The sequence below is a fragment of the Sphingobacterium sp. SRCM116780 genome (assembly GCF_021442025.1).
In the GTDB taxonomy this organism is placed as follows: domain Bacteria; phylum Bacteroidota; class Bacteroidia; order Sphingobacteriales; family Sphingobacteriaceae; genus Sphingobacterium.
On the sequence record NZ_CP090446.1, the window covers coordinates 4,054,377 to 4,069,657 of the forward strand.

At 36.6% G+C, this 15,281-nt stretch carries 15 protein-coding genes and 1 tRNA gene; 11 read left to right on the forward strand and 5 right to left on the reverse strand.

All coding sequences use genetic code 11. The features are described 5' to 3' along the window. Positions 1 to 116 precede the first annotated feature (116 nt). Complete coding sequence (locus LZQ00_RS17515) at positions 117 to 587, reverse strand: Lrp/AsnC family transcriptional regulator (RefSeq protein WP_234510548.1); 471 nt, start codon at positions 585 to 587, stop codon at positions 117 to 119. A gap of 341 nt (positions 588 to 928) precedes the next feature. Here LZQ00_RS17515 and sufB point away from each other — a divergent pair, with 341 nt between their 5' ends. The 5 genes from sufB to LZQ00_RS17540 all read left to right on the forward strand — a co-directional run bounded on the left by sufB (position 929) and on the right by LZQ00_RS17540 (position 6,047). After that, positions 929 to 2,380: a Fe-S cluster assembly protein SufB gene (sufB, locus tag LZQ00_RS17520; RefSeq protein WP_234510549.1), complete on the forward strand. Its 1,452-nt coding sequence runs from the start codon at positions 929 to 931 to the stop codon at positions 2,378 to 2,380. Positions 2,381 to 2,450: 70 nt separating this feature from the next. After that, complete coding sequence (sufC, locus tag LZQ00_RS17525) at positions 2,451 to 3,209, forward strand: Fe-S cluster assembly ATPase SufC (RefSeq protein WP_234510550.1); 759 nt, start codon at positions 2,451 to 2,453, stop codon at positions 3,207 to 3,209. A gap of 56 nt (positions 3,210 to 3,265) precedes the next feature. Then, on the forward strand, positions 3,266 to 4,567 hold the full coding sequence (gene sufD / locus LZQ00_RS17530; protein WP_234510551.1) for a Fe-S cluster assembly protein SufD: 1,302 nt from the start codon (positions 3,266 to 3,268) through the stop codon (positions 4,565 to 4,567). A gap of 243 nt (positions 4,568 to 4,810) precedes the next feature. Next, positions 4,811 to 5,083 (forward strand): hypothetical protein, encoded by a 273-nt coding sequence (locus LZQ00_RS17535; RefSeq protein WP_234510552.1) that lies wholly within the window; start codon positions 4,811 to 4,813, stop codon positions 5,081 to 5,083. Positions 5,084 to 5,201: 118 nt separating this feature from the next. Next, a complete protein-coding gene (locus LZQ00_RS17540; protein ID WP_234510553.1) occupies positions 5,202 to 6,047 on the forward strand; it encodes a transposase in 846 nt (281 codons plus the stop codon). Between the two features lie 183 nt (positions 6,048 to 6,230). Here LZQ00_RS17540 and LZQ00_RS17545 read toward each other — a convergent pair whose 3' ends face one another. Then, positions 6,231 to 6,662, reverse strand: coding sequence for a PH domain-containing protein (locus LZQ00_RS17545; RefSeq protein ID WP_234510554.1), 432 nt, complete (start codon positions 6,660 to 6,662; stop codon positions 6,231 to 6,233). Between the two features lie 183 nt (positions 6,663 to 6,845). Between LZQ00_RS17545 and LZQ00_RS17550 the strand changes: the two genes are divergently transcribed. After that, positions 6,846 to 8,063 (forward strand): MFS transporter, encoded by a 1,218-nt coding sequence (locus LZQ00_RS17550; RefSeq protein ID WP_234510555.1) that lies wholly within the window; start codon positions 6,846 to 6,848, stop codon positions 8,061 to 8,063. 42 nt (positions 8,064 to 8,105) lie between these two features. On the opposite strand, the gene LZQ00_RS17555 is transcribed toward LZQ00_RS17550, so the two are convergent. Together LZQ00_RS17555 and LZQ00_RS17560 are read right to left on the reverse strand one after the other, a co-directional pair. Further along, positions 8,106 to 8,178, reverse strand: a tRNA-Gly gene (locus LZQ00_RS17555). A 65-nt stretch (positions 8,179 to 8,243) separates the two neighbouring features. Continuing rightward, positions 8,244 to 9,782, reverse strand: a complete 1,539-nt coding sequence (locus LZQ00_RS17560; protein WP_234510556.1) for an NAD(P)/FAD-dependent oxidoreductase — start codon at positions 9,780 to 9,782, stop codon at positions 8,244 to 8,246. A gap of 179 nt (positions 9,783 to 9,961) precedes the next feature. Here LZQ00_RS17560 and LZQ00_RS17565 point away from each other — a divergent pair, with 179 nt between their 5' ends. From LZQ00_RS17565 to LZQ00_RS17585, 5 genes are all read left to right on the forward strand, one after another. Beyond that, a complete protein-coding gene (locus tag LZQ00_RS17565; RefSeq protein ID WP_234510557.1) occupies positions 9,962 to 10,540 on the forward strand; it encodes a LemA family protein in 579 nt (192 codons plus the stop codon). An 84-nt stretch (positions 10,541 to 10,624) separates the two neighbouring features. Then, positions 10,625 to 11,056: a TPM domain-containing protein gene (locus tag LZQ00_RS17570; protein WP_234510558.1), complete on the forward strand. Its 432-nt coding sequence runs from the start codon at positions 10,625 to 10,627 to the stop codon at positions 11,054 to 11,056. Between the two features lie 2 nt (positions 11,057 to 11,058). After that, positions 11,059 to 11,874 carry a TPM domain-containing protein gene (locus LZQ00_RS17575; RefSeq protein ID WP_411028057.1) on the forward strand — a complete coding sequence of 272 codons (816 nt, stop codon included), beginning with the start codon at positions 11,059 to 11,061 and terminating at the stop codon, positions 11,872 to 11,874. Between the two features lie 38 nt (positions 11,875 to 11,912). Beyond that, on the forward strand, positions 11,913 to 13,049 hold the full coding sequence (locus LZQ00_RS17580) for a TlpA disulfide reductase family protein (protein ID WP_234510559.1): 1,137 nt from the start codon (positions 11,913 to 11,915) through the stop codon (positions 13,047 to 13,049). Positions 13,050 to 13,121: 72 nt separating this feature from the next. Beyond that, a complete protein-coding gene (locus LZQ00_RS17585; protein WP_234510560.1) occupies positions 13,122 to 13,565 on the forward strand; it encodes a hypothetical protein in 444 nt (147 codons plus the stop codon). An 86-nt stretch (positions 13,566 to 13,651) separates the two neighbouring features. On the opposite strand, the gene LZQ00_RS17590 is transcribed toward LZQ00_RS17585, so the two are convergent. Beyond that, complete coding sequence (locus tag LZQ00_RS17590; RefSeq protein WP_234510561.1) at positions 13,652 to 15,202, reverse strand: glycoside hydrolase family 10 protein; 1,551 nt, start codon at positions 15,200 to 15,202, stop codon at positions 13,652 to 13,654. Positions 15,203 to 15,281: the final 79 nt, after the last annotated feature.

Consider the following 15,281-nt stretch of genomic DNA (forward strand, 5'->3'; position numbering starts at 1 on the left):
ATTAGAGTGGAAATTAACTTGATGCGATGATCAATCAATGGAATGTATATTATATACAAAAGTCGAAAAGATGATAAAAGAGCTGTACAATTTAATTTGTACAGCTCTTTTGATTATTAATATTCCAACGGAATAATAGGTTCTTTTTTACTAGTAGACATAATCATCATGGTTTGAAAAGTCTTGACAAAAGGGATCTTGGAAATCTTCTCCATGATAACACCTTCGTATGCTTTGATATCTTTAACATATACCTTAAGCATAAAATCACAATTACCTGTTACGTGATGACATTCCGTAACTTCAGGAATCATCTTGACAGCAGCTACAAATTCAGGAATAGCATTATGCGTATGAAAATCTAACGATATTTGAATGAAGGATTTGATACCAAGGCCCAATTTCTCTTCATCGACAAAAGCATGATAACTTTTAATAAACCCCGAATTTTCGAGTTTCCTTACCCGTTCCAAAGTTGGCGCGGGCGATAGACCAATACTCGACGCTAATTGAAGATTAGTAATCCGTCCGTTTTCTTGTAATAACTTTAAGATTTTTAGATCTGTTTTATCTGGCAAAAAAGGCATATTCAACTATTTTTTTTAGTGACATTCTGTAAATATACATATTTGTTCCAAATTAAATTTGGTAATTATATATGTTTTTGATTTTTTATTCTTTATATAGTTGTTGTTTATATGTTGATTGATTAATTATAGATTTTTATTATTGAAAATCATTTGTTTGTAAAAAAAGAGTTGTTCATAAAGCCTAGGATGCACATAAAGTGACTTTAGTCACTTTTTTTATTAAAATGAGCGTTGATCGTCCCAAAAATAATGTTTTATTGGCTTGTAAATCGTAACTTTGTCATTCAGAAGATTGTGGTTTTAACCAAGAGCAATTTTTTAAACCGTGAGAGCGAACTATGAGTACTAAAGACGACGATTTACTAAAAGAGCTGGAGCTCGAAGAATATAAATACGGGTTCACGACAGACATTGAAATGGAATTTGCACCAATAGGTCTTACTGAAGATACTGTGCGATTTATTTCGGCAAAAAAGAATGAACCAGAATGGTTATTAGAGTGGAGATTAAAAGCATTCCGTCATTTTTTGACGTTAAAGATGCCGAAATGGCAAAACTTCAAAAACCCTGAAATTGATTTTCAAAGCATTTCCTATTATGCAGCCCCAAAGGCAAAGCCACAATTAAATAGCTTGGATGAGGTAGATCCTGAACTACTTTCTACTTTTGCAAAATTAGGTATCCCACTTGATGAGCAAAAGATTTTGGCAGGTGTCGTTGCTGTAGATGCTGTATTTGATTCTGTATCTGTAAAAACTACTTTCCGGGAGAAACTAAAAGAACAAGGCGTTATTTTCTGTTCTTTTGGTGAAGCTGTTCAAGAACATCCAGAATTAATAAAAGAATATTTAGGAACAGTAGTTCCTCAAACCGACAATATCTATGCTGCTTTAAATTCAGCAGTATTCTCTGATGGATCTTTTGTCTACATTCCTAAAGGTGTTCGTTGCCCAATGGAATTGTCTACTTATTTTCGGATCAATGCTCAAAATACAGGTCAGTTTGAACGGACGCTAATTATTGCAGACGAAGGTGCCTACGTTTCCTATTTAGAAGGTTGTACAGCCCCAATGCGTGATGAAAATCAGTTACATGCTGCAGTGGTTGAATTGATCGCTCAAAAAGATGCTGAAATAAAATATTCTACTGTTCAAAACTGGTATCCAGGGGATAAAGACGGTAAAGGTGGTATTTACAATTTCGTTACAAAACGTGGTATTTGCAAAGGAGATAATAGCAAGATTTCGTGGACACAAGTAGAAACAGGATCTGCCATTACTTGGAAATATCCAGGTGTAATCTTGAAAGGTGATAATTCTGTCGGTGAATTTTATTCAGTCGCGATGACACGTAATATGCAAGTTGCCGATACTGGAACGAAAATGATTCACCTTGGCAAAAACACCAAATCAAAAATCATTTCAAAAGGTATATCAGCAGGTAAGAGTCATAACAGTTATAGAGGGTTGGTGAAAATTGGTCCTAATGCTGACAATGCAAGAAACTTTACACAATGTGATTCCCTATTAATTGGAGATCGTTGTGGAGCACATACATTCCCTTATATCGAAAATCGGAACAAGACCTCTAAGTTAGAGCATGAAGCAACGACTTCGAAAATTGGGGAAGACCAAGTCTTCTATTTGAATCAACGAGGTATCGATTCAGAAAAAGCAGTGGGACTTATTGTCAATGGATATGCGAAAGAAGTATTAAATCAATTGCCAATGGAGTTTGCGGTAGAAGCACAGAAATTGTTAGCGATTTCATTAGAAGGCTCAGTAGGATAGATATAAAAAATAGTTGAGGAGTATTCGATAGTTTATATCTCCGCACTCAATACACAATACGAATAAAGAAATGTTAAGTATAAAAAATTTACACGCGTCTGTAGACGGTAAACAAATTTTAAAAGGTTTAAATCTTGAAGTCAAAGCAGGAGAAGTACATGCAATCATGGGACCAAATGGTGCTGGAAAAAGTACATTAGGAAATGTTTTAGCAGGACGTGATGCATACGAAGTGACAGAAGGAGAAGCTTTATTGGACAATGTTGATCTATTGGAATTATCTCCAGAAGATCGTGCTCGTGAAGGTTTATTTTTAGCTTTTCAGTATCCGATTGAAATTCCTGGAGTATCGAATATTAACTTCTTGAAAACAGCAGTGAACGATATTCGTGAATATAAAGGCTTACCTCCAATGGAAGCGAAGGAATTTTTGAAAATGGTGAAAGAGAAACAAAAATTAGTCGAGTTTTCTGCTAATTTGGCCAATCGCTCACTCAATGAAGGATTCTCTGGAGGAGAGAAAAAACGTAATGAAATATTTCAATTAGCGATGTTAAATCCTAAATTATCTATTTTGGATGAAACAGATTCTGGATTAGATATTGATGCATTACGTATTGTGGCGAATGGTGTGAATCAATTGCGTTCTCAAAATAATGCATTTGTCGTAATCACCCACTATCAACGTCTTTTAGACTATATCATACCTGACGTAGTTCACGTATTATACAATGGACGTATTGTAAAATCTGGACCTAAAGAATTAGCTTTAGAATTGGAAGAAAAAGGTTACGATTGGTTAAAAGAGTTAGACGCACAAAACGCATAATTTACCTTTTCTTGCTAAAGATCAAGGTTTTTAAAGCGATTTGAATAAAAAATAAAATGAATACATTAGTTTCAGAATCATTACTTCAACAAGTGTTGAGCAGTTTTCAAGAGAAAGTAGCAGGGCCTGCTTTTTTGTCGGCTATCCGTCAACAAGCTTTTGATCGCTTTTCAGCAGTTGGCTTTCCAACAGTGAAAGATGAAGAATGGAAATATACCAATATCTATAAACTTATCGATCAATCCTATGTGTTGAATTCGGATGTGGATATTGATGGGTTAGATTTTAGTGCTGGTGAGATTCCAAATTTGGATGCACATCGTATTGTATTAGTGAACGGACAGTACATGCTTTCATTTGCGTCATTAGATGATGAAAAAGGCCTTATTGTGAAAACAATGGAAGATGCTGTTGAAGAGCCTGCTTTTCAAGCTCATTTTGCACAATATGCAGATAAAACAGATAACCCTTTCGTTGCTCTAAATACCTCAGGTTATACAAATGGTGTTTTTATTGCTTTAGCGAAAAACACGATCCTATCAAAACCTATTCAAATTATTCACGTAGCGACAGGTCAGGAAGATTTCTTTTCGCAAACACGTAATTTGATTGTTGTTGAAGCAAATGCAGAGGTCGAAATTATCGAAACTTATATGACTGTTGAAGGTTCTGCCAAAAATATTCAAAATAAAGTATCGGAGATCGTCGTAAAAGAAAATGCAAAAGTTCAACATTACTATTTGCAAATAGCAGAACCAGCAAGCAACTATTTTAATCATACAGAGGTTTATCAAGAAAAATACAGTTTATATAATAATTATAACTGTAATTTTCCAGGAGCGTCTTTCATCAGAAATAATATCAATGTACGTCTTGATGCTGAAAATGTGGAAAGTCATCTTTATGGTATTAATTTGACTGGTGGAAAGCAGTTGGTTGATAATCACACCGTAGTAGATCATCTAAAGCCACATTGTGAGTCTTACGAATGGTATAAAAATATTACCCAAGATGAATCTATAGCTGTTTTCAACGGTAAGATATTTGTTCGAGAGGATGCACAAAAAACAAATGCTTTCCAACAGAACAATAACATGTTGATTTCAGATAAATCAGCTGTATATACAAAACCACAGCTGGAAATCTTTGCCGATGATGTTAAATGTTCTCACGGTTGTACCATTGGACAATTCGATAATGATGCTTTGTTCTATTTAAGAGCAAGGGGTATTGGCGAAGAATCTGCTCGTATTTTATTGGTACACGCATTTGCATTTGATGTGACAAATCGTTTCTCCAATGAGACTGTTCGTACTTATGTTGAAGAGTTAGCTTCCGAAAGCTTAAAGAGCAAATAGTTTAAAATTGTTCAATAATAAATAAGAAAGCGTTTGAACTCCAATTCAAACGCTTTTATTTTGATCCCTTTCCAAAAGGTGGTTTCGGATCAAGACCAAAAGTTGTGGGGCGGTGATTAAAATGTTACTTTTGGGGAATAATAGAATCCGTTATGTCGTTGCCCTTTTCCGATTTAGTAAAATACATCTTACCTAATTTCATCGTTGACCATTTTACTATGATTGCGATCCATGAAATAGAAGATGTCCTACACCTCTCTAGAAGAAATAAATATTATTCCTGAAGAATACCAGGGAGAGAAACTAATTTCTAAAGGTTTTTTTAAGGATGCTCACGTTCAGGATTTTCCACTTCGGGGACAGCGGGTGATGCTGAATATAAAACGGCGCAGGTGGTTTAATGAAACTACTGGAAAAGTGGTTTATCGGGACTGGGCTTTAGTTGCCAGGGGAACACGAATGACACAGGAATTCGCGGATTTTTTAAAAGAGGTCAATCGATACGAGCCCCAATAGCATTGAAACCATTGCGGAATTCTATGGTGTCAATGGGCGTAAATTACGGCGCAGTTACAAAGATTTTCTAAGTGGTTTCACAAACTGGGATCAAAAAATACATGCTAAAAAGTATCTTTTGTTTCCAGAGAATCTAGGTTCTAAGCTCTCCATTGATGAGACCAGTTTATCTCATGGGGAACTCTATACCCTAGTTACCAATAAAGCCGCAAAGGGGAAAAAGAAAGCTATTGTGGCTATCGTAGCGGGTACAAAAGCCGACGATGTAATTGCGGTATTGGCCAGAATTCCTCAAACCAAGCGTAATAAGGTAGCTGAAGCCACTCTTGATATGTCAGGGAGTATGGAGCAGATCGTACGTAGGTCATTCCCTTATGCCACCCGTGTAACCGATAGGTTCCATGTACAGCGATTAGCGGTTGAAGCCCTTCAGGAGATGCGTATTAAATACCGTTGGCAGGCACTTGATCAAGAGAACCAGGCGATAGAGAAATGTAAACGGCTAAAGAAAACCTATGAACCACTGTTATTAGAAAATGGGGATACGCTAAAACAATTGCTGGCCAGGAGTCGCTACGTATTATATAAAAGGGCAACCTTATGGACGGAACGACAAAAACAACGGGCAGAGCTGCTTTTTGAATATTATCCAGATCTAAAAAGAGCCTATAATCTGAGTATTGAACTGAGTAATATCTACCAAAACACTACAGATAAATTATATGGTATGACCCGACTGGCCAAGTGGCATGAAAAGGTCCGTGTAAGTGGGTTCCGTTCATTCAATACGATCTCCAGAACAATCCAAAATCATTACAGAACCATCTTAAACTACTTTGACAATCGATCGACCAATGCCTCAGCAGAGTCTTTCAATGCTAAAATTAAAGCCTTTAGAGCAAAGTTGCGTGGGGTAAGAAATATCGATTTTTTCCTATTTAGATTGACTCGCTTGTATGCCTAAAATTTAAACAGATCCACAACTTTTGGTCTTGATCCGTGGTTTCCATGTATGCAAAATTTCTTATTTATTTTTAATTGTAATCGAATCCACCTATAGCTAGAAATCGCTTTGCGTATGACGATTGAAATCAAAGTGAAGAAAGAAAAAACTGCTGATTTTCAAGCTTGATTAGATGAGTAAACCTTAAGTTGTAATCAATACAATCGCTGGATTTAGCTTTAAAAGTTCCTTAACAAATTCTTCATTGCTGCTGGGGCTAATGTAAATTTCTTTATATTTTTTATAGTGAATGATTAGTCCCTTTCGTGCCGTTGCAGGTTTAAAACCCACCCATAACGTCTTACCAACTTCAATTTTATGCATGTTAGCAATAGCAATTTTCCCTCTAAAGATTCCTGCTCGATACCGAAAATAGTCACCTTCAATGATATATTTCGGTCTTGGGAATAATAATAAAGCAATGAGGATGATGGATAGTCCCAATACTAATAAATCCTGAGAGGATATTGCGCTATCTTGTACAAGAAAGACAAGAATCATAACGACAACAAGAATTATGGGTACAATTGTGAGCAGATCCATCAAGAGATCTCGTTTGCTTTTGAAAATTTTCATTGTTAAGAGATTGATAATAGCGTTAGTTTACAAGTTAAAATTGAATGATTTTTTCTACTTTTGTGCCACTATGCATTTCCTTATCGATACAATTTTAGGCCTTGAATCCTTTCATCTATTAAGGTAGTTATTTTTTTGTGAACGACAAGCTCGTTTACTGTTGTATTTTTATAGTTTAATTTTATGGAGAATAAAAATTGGTTTCAAACCTATATATACATTTGGATAGGGCAATTTGTGTCCCTATTAACAAGTTCTGCGGTTAACTTTGCTGTGATCATCTGGTTGAGTTTAACGCACAAATCAGCGGAAGTACTGGCATTAGCTGGCATAGCAGGATTATTGCCACAAGCACTTATTGGACCCTTTGTTGGTGTCTTTATTGATCGATGGGATCGAAAAAAGGTGATGATTTTTGCAGATGCATTTATTGCATTATGTACCTTGTTGATGACTTTTATCTTTAAACAAGAGGGCGGTAATCTGTTCTTGATTTATTTATTGTTGACCTGTCGCTCCATCGGATCGGCATTTCACTCACCTGCAATGCAGGCCATAGCTCCTCTTATGGTACCCGAAGATAAACTTTTACGCGTATCAGGAATCAATCAAATGCTTCAATCAGTCAGTAGTATTGCAGGACCAGCATTAGGAACCTTAGCGATTACTTATTTCTCGATCTCTCAAGTTCTTTATTTAGATGTAATAGGTGCAATAGTGGCTATTACTACCCTGCTATTTGTGCATATCCCTCATTTAACCATCACTTCAGAATTATCTTTTGCACAGGTATGGGAAGATCTGAAACAGGGGATGAAAGCAATCTATGATAATCGAGGGTTGAGCATATTGTTTTTTTATGCCATGGTTGCGACCTTTTGTGTTATGCCAATTGCCATTATGTTTCCCTTATTGACCATCGGTCATTTTAATGGAGGGAAATGGGAAATGAGCATCATCGAGATCATTTGGGGAGTAGGTATGTTAGTTGGGGGAGGTTTGCTAAGTGCATTTAAAGTACAATTTTCCAAAGTAATTCTGATCAATGCGATGCACATCATGTTAGGATTGACATTTGCATTATCAGGATGGTTTCCGGCAACCTGGTTTATACCTTTCGTTATTGTTACTGCCATTGGAGGGATATCGATGTCTTTATTTTCCGCGTGTTTTATGACAACAATACAAGAAGAAGTTCCCCCACAAATGTTAGGACGAGTTTTTTCGCTTTATTTTAGTCTAGCCATTTTGCCTAGTGTGATTGGTCTTCTTTTTACTGGTTTTATTGCAGATGTAATAGGAGTTGCCAATGCGTTTGTGATAGCAGGTCTATTGATGGTAGTAGTCGGAATCCTATCCTTCCTAACACCTGCTGTTATGAAATTGGGCAAGAAGGGGTGAGCGAAAATAAATAAAGCTTCCAAATTTGGAAGCTTTATTTAGAGCGAAAGACGAGATTCGAACTCGCGACCCCAACCTTGGCAAGGTTGTGCTCTACCAACTGAGCTACTTTCGCATTGGTCTTACAAAAATAGCGCTTTCTTTGAATTATTGCAAGACCAAATTTATATTTTTATCAATTTAATTGATTGCATCAGCACAATTCATCCCATCGATAGCTGCAGAAATAATTCCGCCAGCATATCCAGCGCCCTCCCCACAAGGATAAAGGCCTTTGATTTCAGGATGTTGTAAAGTGTCCTTATCTCGGGGTATACGAATAGGGGAAGAAGTCCGTGATTCTACAGCCACTAAAATAGCATCATTGGTATAATAACCTTTCATCTTTTTTCCAAAAACAGGTAAAGCGCCGCGAAGGGCTTCGTATACGAATTTAGGGAGTATTTGTGTTAGATCAGCTGATATTGTACCAGGTTTATACGAATTCTCTGGAAGGTCTTTGGAGATGCGTCCCTCCACGAAGTCAATCATCCGTTGCGCTGGAGCTACAAGATGACCACCACCAGCTTCAAATGCTCGTTTTTCTATTTCCTGTTGGAAGTTTAACATCGCAAAGGGATTGCTATCTGAACCAGGAACATCTTCCAAATTAATTTGAATAACGGTACCCGAATTGGCATGTGGATTATTCCGTTTTGAAGGCGACCAACCATTGACAACGATTTCGTTCTTAGCTGTTGCACAAGGAGCAATGACACCTCCTGGACACATACAGAAAGAAAATACACCTCGACCATTTACCTGCTCCACTAAACTATAATAGGCAGGTGGTAAATGCTCGCTGCAGATTTCACAATGATATTGCGCTTGATCAATAATTGATTGTGGATGTTCAATGCGTACACCTAATGCAAAAGCCTTGGCCTCAATAAGCCACTTATTTTTATGAAATAATGTAAAGATATCACGCGCAGAGTGACCTGTAGCGACAATAACGTGATTTGATTTTACTTGCTCACCACTAGCAAGTAAAACACCTGATACTTGATTTTTGTCTGTTGTAATATCAACAACACGCTCATCAAAAAGAACTTCACCGCCATATTTAATGATATTTTCACGAATAGCTTCAATAATATGAGGTAATTTATTGGTACCAATATGAGGGCGAGCATTGACAAGGATATCTTCATTGGCACCATGCGCGACAAATAATTTCAAGACCTTGTCTACGTCACCTCGTTTATTAGAACGCGTAAACAATTTGCCATCAGAATAAGTTCCAGCACCGCCTTCTCCAAAACAATAATTTGAATCTTCATCAACAATACCTTCACGGTTTAATTTTGCTAAATCACGACGACGATCTTGTACACGCTTTCCCCGTTCGATGATGATTGGTTTTAATCCTTTTTCAATACACTGGATGGCTGCAAATAATCCCGCAGGACCAGCACCAATAATGATTACAGGTCGACTGTTGTGGACATACTGAAAATTTGTATTGAAGATTTCAGTAAGTGGTTCCTCGTCAATATAAAAAATTACACGTGCACGAAAAACAACATGTTTACTACGGGCGTCAATAGATCGTTTACGAATTTTGAATCCTTTGATACGATCGAGCTTAATCTGGAGACCTTTGGAACCTAGATGGAGAATATAGGAACTATCTTCAATTCTTTCTGGAGAGATAGCGATTTCAATTTCTTTCTGCATAATAACTGTGCTGGGTTTTTATCCCAAAACGTTGCAAAGTTACAGATATCTATGATAATATTTTAGTTATATAGGTTTAGAGCCTCAAAATTATTCTTATATTCGTATGAATATGGTATGTGCTTTGTAGTAAGATACCCATTAAAGTTTATTTGGAAAAATATTAATTCAACAAAAAAATGAAAAGATTATTAGTCGCATTATTTGGTTTAATGGTTGCACTTTCTTTTAGCTCATGTGGATACAACAATATGGTATCACAAGATGAAAATGTAAAAGGTAAATGGGCTCAAGTCGAAAATGCTTATCAAAGACGTGCTGATTTAGTACCAAACTTGGTGAATACTGTTAAAGGTGCAGCAAAACACGAAGAAAGTACATTGACTGCAGTAGTAGAAGCACGAGCGAAAGCAACCTCAATTACCGTAGATCCAACCAATTTGACAGATGAAACAATTGCTCAGTATCAAAAAGTACAAGATCAGTTTTCAGGTTCATTAAGTAAATTGATGGCAACTGTAGAGGCTTACCCTGATTTGAAAGCAAATCAAAACTTTTTGGAATTGCAAGCGCAATTGGAAGGTACAGAAAATAGAATTACCACAGAACGTAGAGCTTATAATGAAGCCGTACAAGAGTTTAATACAACAGTACGTAGCTTCCCAAATAACTTGATGGCAGGTATGTTTGGCTTTAAAGCAAAGGGAACTTTTACTGCACAAGCTGGTGCAGATAAAGCGCCAACGGTATCTTTCTAAAAATATTAGCTTACTAGAGAAGATGAATGATGGGCTTATCTTGTGCACACATTCATCTTTTTTTATTTAAAACATCTATAATTTATGGAAGCATTTTCATCGGAAGAACAGGAAAAGGTCGTTCATGCCATTAGTGTTGCCGAAAATAGAACATCAGGAGAGATCCGAGTTGTGATTGAAAAACATTGTCCTGGGGAAGTCTTTGAACGAGCAACCCATTATTTTGAAAAACTAGGAATGCATCAAACAGCTTTACGAAATGGTGTATTGATTTACTTAGCCTCTGAAGATCATAAATTCTCCATCATTGGTGATGCGGGTATAAATAAACGTGTAGCGGATGACTTTTGGGAGTCAACCAAAGAAATCATGGTTCAGGAGTTTAGAAATGGACAGTTTGTAACAGGCTTAACCAAAGGCATTGAGCATGCGGCAGAACAACTAGCCAAGTTTTATCCAAGACAGCATGATGATATTAATGAGTTACCGAATGATATTGTTTTTGGCGATAATTAAAAATGAATAAACAAAGAGAATACAGGTCTTTGACCAAAATTAGATTTTCAGCCATTCGTATAGCTGCAATGACAATGATAGCGATACTTTTTAGTATGGCTAGTTTGTTTGCACAGGATTTCCCTACGACTCCTAATCGCTTAGTCAATGATTATACAAATACATTGTCAGCAAGTCAGGTGAGTCAATTGGAACAGAAATTATTGGCTTTTGAAGATTCTACCTCAATACAAATTGCTGTTGTTTTAATGAATTCAACAGGATCATATGACATCAGCGATTATGCTGTTCGACTTGCTCAAAAATGGGGTGTAGGAAATAAAAAATACAATAGTGGTATTCTGCTTCTTGCAGCAATTGGAGATCGTGCTGTGACCATTCAGACAGGTTATGGTATAGAAGGTGCTATTCCTGATGCGATCGCGCACCGTATTATTGAAAATGAAATAAAACCAGCTTTTCGAGCGAGCGATTATTATACGGGTGTTGATGCCGCAACGAATGCGTTGATTTCTTACACAAAAGGAGAATATAAAGCCGATCCTGAACAACCAAGTGGTCAAGGAGGAAGTTCTAAAATCTTTCTGATCATTATTATTGTAATTGTTGTTATTATCCTCTCGCGGAGAGGTGGAGGTGGAAATGGAGGTGGAAAAGTGATGAATGGTAGAGGAAGTTCTGATCTATTGTGGTGGACATTACTCAATGGCTTAGGCCGAGGAGGTTCTGGAGGAGGCTTCGGTGGTGATAGCGGAGGTGGGTTCGGCGGTTTTGGTGGAGGCGGCTTCGGAGGAGGAGGAGCAAGCGGACGTTGGTAAAATTTTTGATCTATCTTGAAAAATAAAAATATAAAACAATGAAAATGAAAAAAGGAATATTATTTGGGTTAAGCTTTATCCCCGCGGTAATTTTTGCACAAGAAAGTTTCACGATAACAGGAAATATCAAAGGAGCACCTGATAAAGCAAAAGTTTTTATGCAGTATGTAGAGAATAATGCTCGTAAAATTGATTCGACTACAGTAGCTGGCGGAAAATTTAAATTTAATGGTACAGTTTCAGAACCCGTAAAAGGTTATTTAATTCTTTCTGCAGATGGTACATCTATTAAAGAAATTCAAAATCCAGATTTGACCCAAGTATATTTGTCTAACGGTGTTATTAAGGTGGAATCGAATGATGAAATGAAAAATGCTGTTATTTCTGGAAATGCGCTCAATAATGATTTTGCAAAATATCAAACTGCAGTGAAACCGTTTTCAACGGCGTATGCAGGTCTAAATAAGCGTTATGCAGAGGCAAGTGAAGAACAAAGAAAAGATCAAGCGTTTATCGGCAGATTACAGAAGGAAGCAGAAGAAATTTCTGTAAAACAGAATCAGGCAGATGATCAGTTTATTAAAGATAATAAGTCAAGTTTTATTACATTGGACTTGTTATCGGATAAGCTAGATGCTGATAATGTAAATACAGTAGTAATTCCTGGCTACCAAGCTTTATCTGCCGAAATAAAAAACAGTAAAAAAGGAAAGGATCTAGCAAGTAGAATTGAGAAATTGAAAGCAGTAGCAACTGGTTCTATGGCTCCTGATTTTTCATTACCTGATACAGCTGGAAACCAACTAGCGTTATCCTCTTTAAAAGGAAAGTATGTACTATTAGATTTTTGGGCGAGCTGGTGTGGACCATGTCGTCATGAAAACCCAAATGTAGTTGCTGCGTTTAACAAGTATAAAGACAAAAACTTTACCGTATTAGGTGTGTCTTTGGATAATCCAGGTAAGAAAGATGCTTGGATGAAAGCGATTGCTGATGATCAATTAGGTCAATGGCCACATGTGTCAGATTTACAAGGATGGAAATCAGCTCCAGTAGCTTTGTATGAAGTACGTGGTATTCCTCAAAACTTTTTGATTGACCCAACAGGAAAAATTATAGGTTCTAATCTTCGTGGTGAAGCATTGGAAGCAAAATTAGCCGAGTTATTAAAGTAATAACAATGTAAGGATATTATAAAATGGGCTTTTCAATTCGTTGCAAGCCCATTTTATTTTTAATATTGCGAGATGCGTACTTTCTTATCTATGATAATGGCAGTGATTCTTTTGATCAGTTGCCAAAATAAACAAGAAGCAGGAGTCCCTGTTCTTAATCTATCCGCTTTAGCTGCTATTCCATTAGAAAAACCGATCGATAGTTTAGCGAAGAGCAATGAATTTATTGATGTCCAATTGCCAGCAGGTGCCCGAATAGAAGAACTGTCTCAGCATGACCTAGGACTGTTAAAAGCGGCGGCCTATCGTTTTTTTGGTCAAGTCAACTTGATTGATAACCAATATAGCGTGAATGTCAAAGATGGAAAAGAAATTCATGTTTCAGATGCAGTTGTTTTTTCCTATTTGAAAGCAATAGCAAGCACCAATGCATTTGCAGATTCGTTGAAAAAAGAAGGACAAGAAATTCAATTACCTCCAATCACAGATACGTATCGAAATGCTTTATTGAAATAATAAAAAAGATCCGATAGAGATTTCTCCATCGGATCTTTTTTATTACCGTAAATGATCTTTTTTAATCAGAAACAACTTGCAAAGAGTTATGATTGATTTGTTGTACTACGGATATTAGAAGGTTCACTTTCATTTTTCATCCGATCCAATGCCGTGACAAAATAATAGTATTCTTCATGTGGTGTTAAATCATTATCTGAATATTGTAAATCATCTTCGTTGTACGTGATATAAATAATCTTACTTGTATTATTCAAGTCCACTTTCTCTCCCTCTTTAAAGCGATAGATAAGATAACCATAAGCCGATTGACCATCCGCTGCCCGATCTGGTTTTTGCCAGACTAAGAAATTTATTTTTTTATTATCCGAAACTTTTAATTGTAAGCCAAATGGAGCATGAGGAGGAATGCTATCAATCCAAGACATGGTGGGAGGTAAAGATGGATAACGATATAAATTGTATTTTAAAGAATCCTGTAGACCTGCAAGGTTGTCCGTTAAAGAGTTTGAACTAAAGAAAATACTTCCCTGCACATTTTTTTGTTCACGTAAAAAGCGAATTTGACGAGGTATCTGACTGCGATCTGTCCAACCAGATTTCTTTTCATTGACACGGTAAGCACCATGACCAATATAAAAATGTCTACCATAGGTATGGTGCTGCCACCAATCCACTAAAACTTCATATGCTGCGGCACGGTTTTGAAAAGGAAAATATATCTGAGGATTGATATAATCAATCCATCCTTCCTTAACCCATTTAACACCATCAGCAAATAGCGTACGATAACCACTTAATCCATGCGTATTTGAACCCTCTATATTCTCATCTTTATTGTCCCAAATACCACATGGACTAACACCATATTTGATGTAAGGTTTCTTTGCTTTTATAGCAACACCTAAATCACGGATCAACACATCAACATTATTTCTTCGCCAATCATCGATATTGGAAAAATTATTAGCATACTGACCAAAAGTAATGCGATCTGGAATAGCTGTGTTTCTACTGTCCGGATAAGGATAGAAATAATCATCAAAATGAACCCCATCAATATCATAATTGTTCACCACATCCATGACGACATCGATGATATACTGACGTACTTCAGGAATCCCAGGATTGAATAATTTTTTACCCGCATAGGTGAAAAACCATTCTGGCTTTTTTTTAGTAATGTGATCTTCCGCAAAATGATTTGGATTTAACGTCGTTGACGCCCGATAAGGATTTATCCAGGCATGGAGTTCCATTCCTCTCTTGTGGCATTCTTCTATAATAAAATCCAAAGGATCATAAAATGGCTCTGGTGCTTTTCCTTGTTTCCCTGTTAAATATCGACTCCAAGACTCTCTTCCTTTGGCATAAAACGCGTCTGCGGCAGGTCGGATCTGAAAAAGAATCGTATTGATTCCAGATCTTTTATGTTCATCTAAGATATGGATAAGTTCTTGCTTTTGTTTTGCAACATTTGTTCCAGAAGCAGAAGTAGGCCAATCAATATTACCAATTGTCGTAATCCAAACACCTCTGATTTCTCTTTTTGGACTAGACTGAGCATACGAAAGTAGGGGTATTAACGCTATTAAAAAAAATAGTTGAAGTAAGTGCAGAACGTATTTAAATCTCATTTGTTTAATGATAAGTTGACAAAGATAAATAAGCTTTATTGATAAAGTATTAAATCTTTGTAAGAACTTTGTTGTTGTT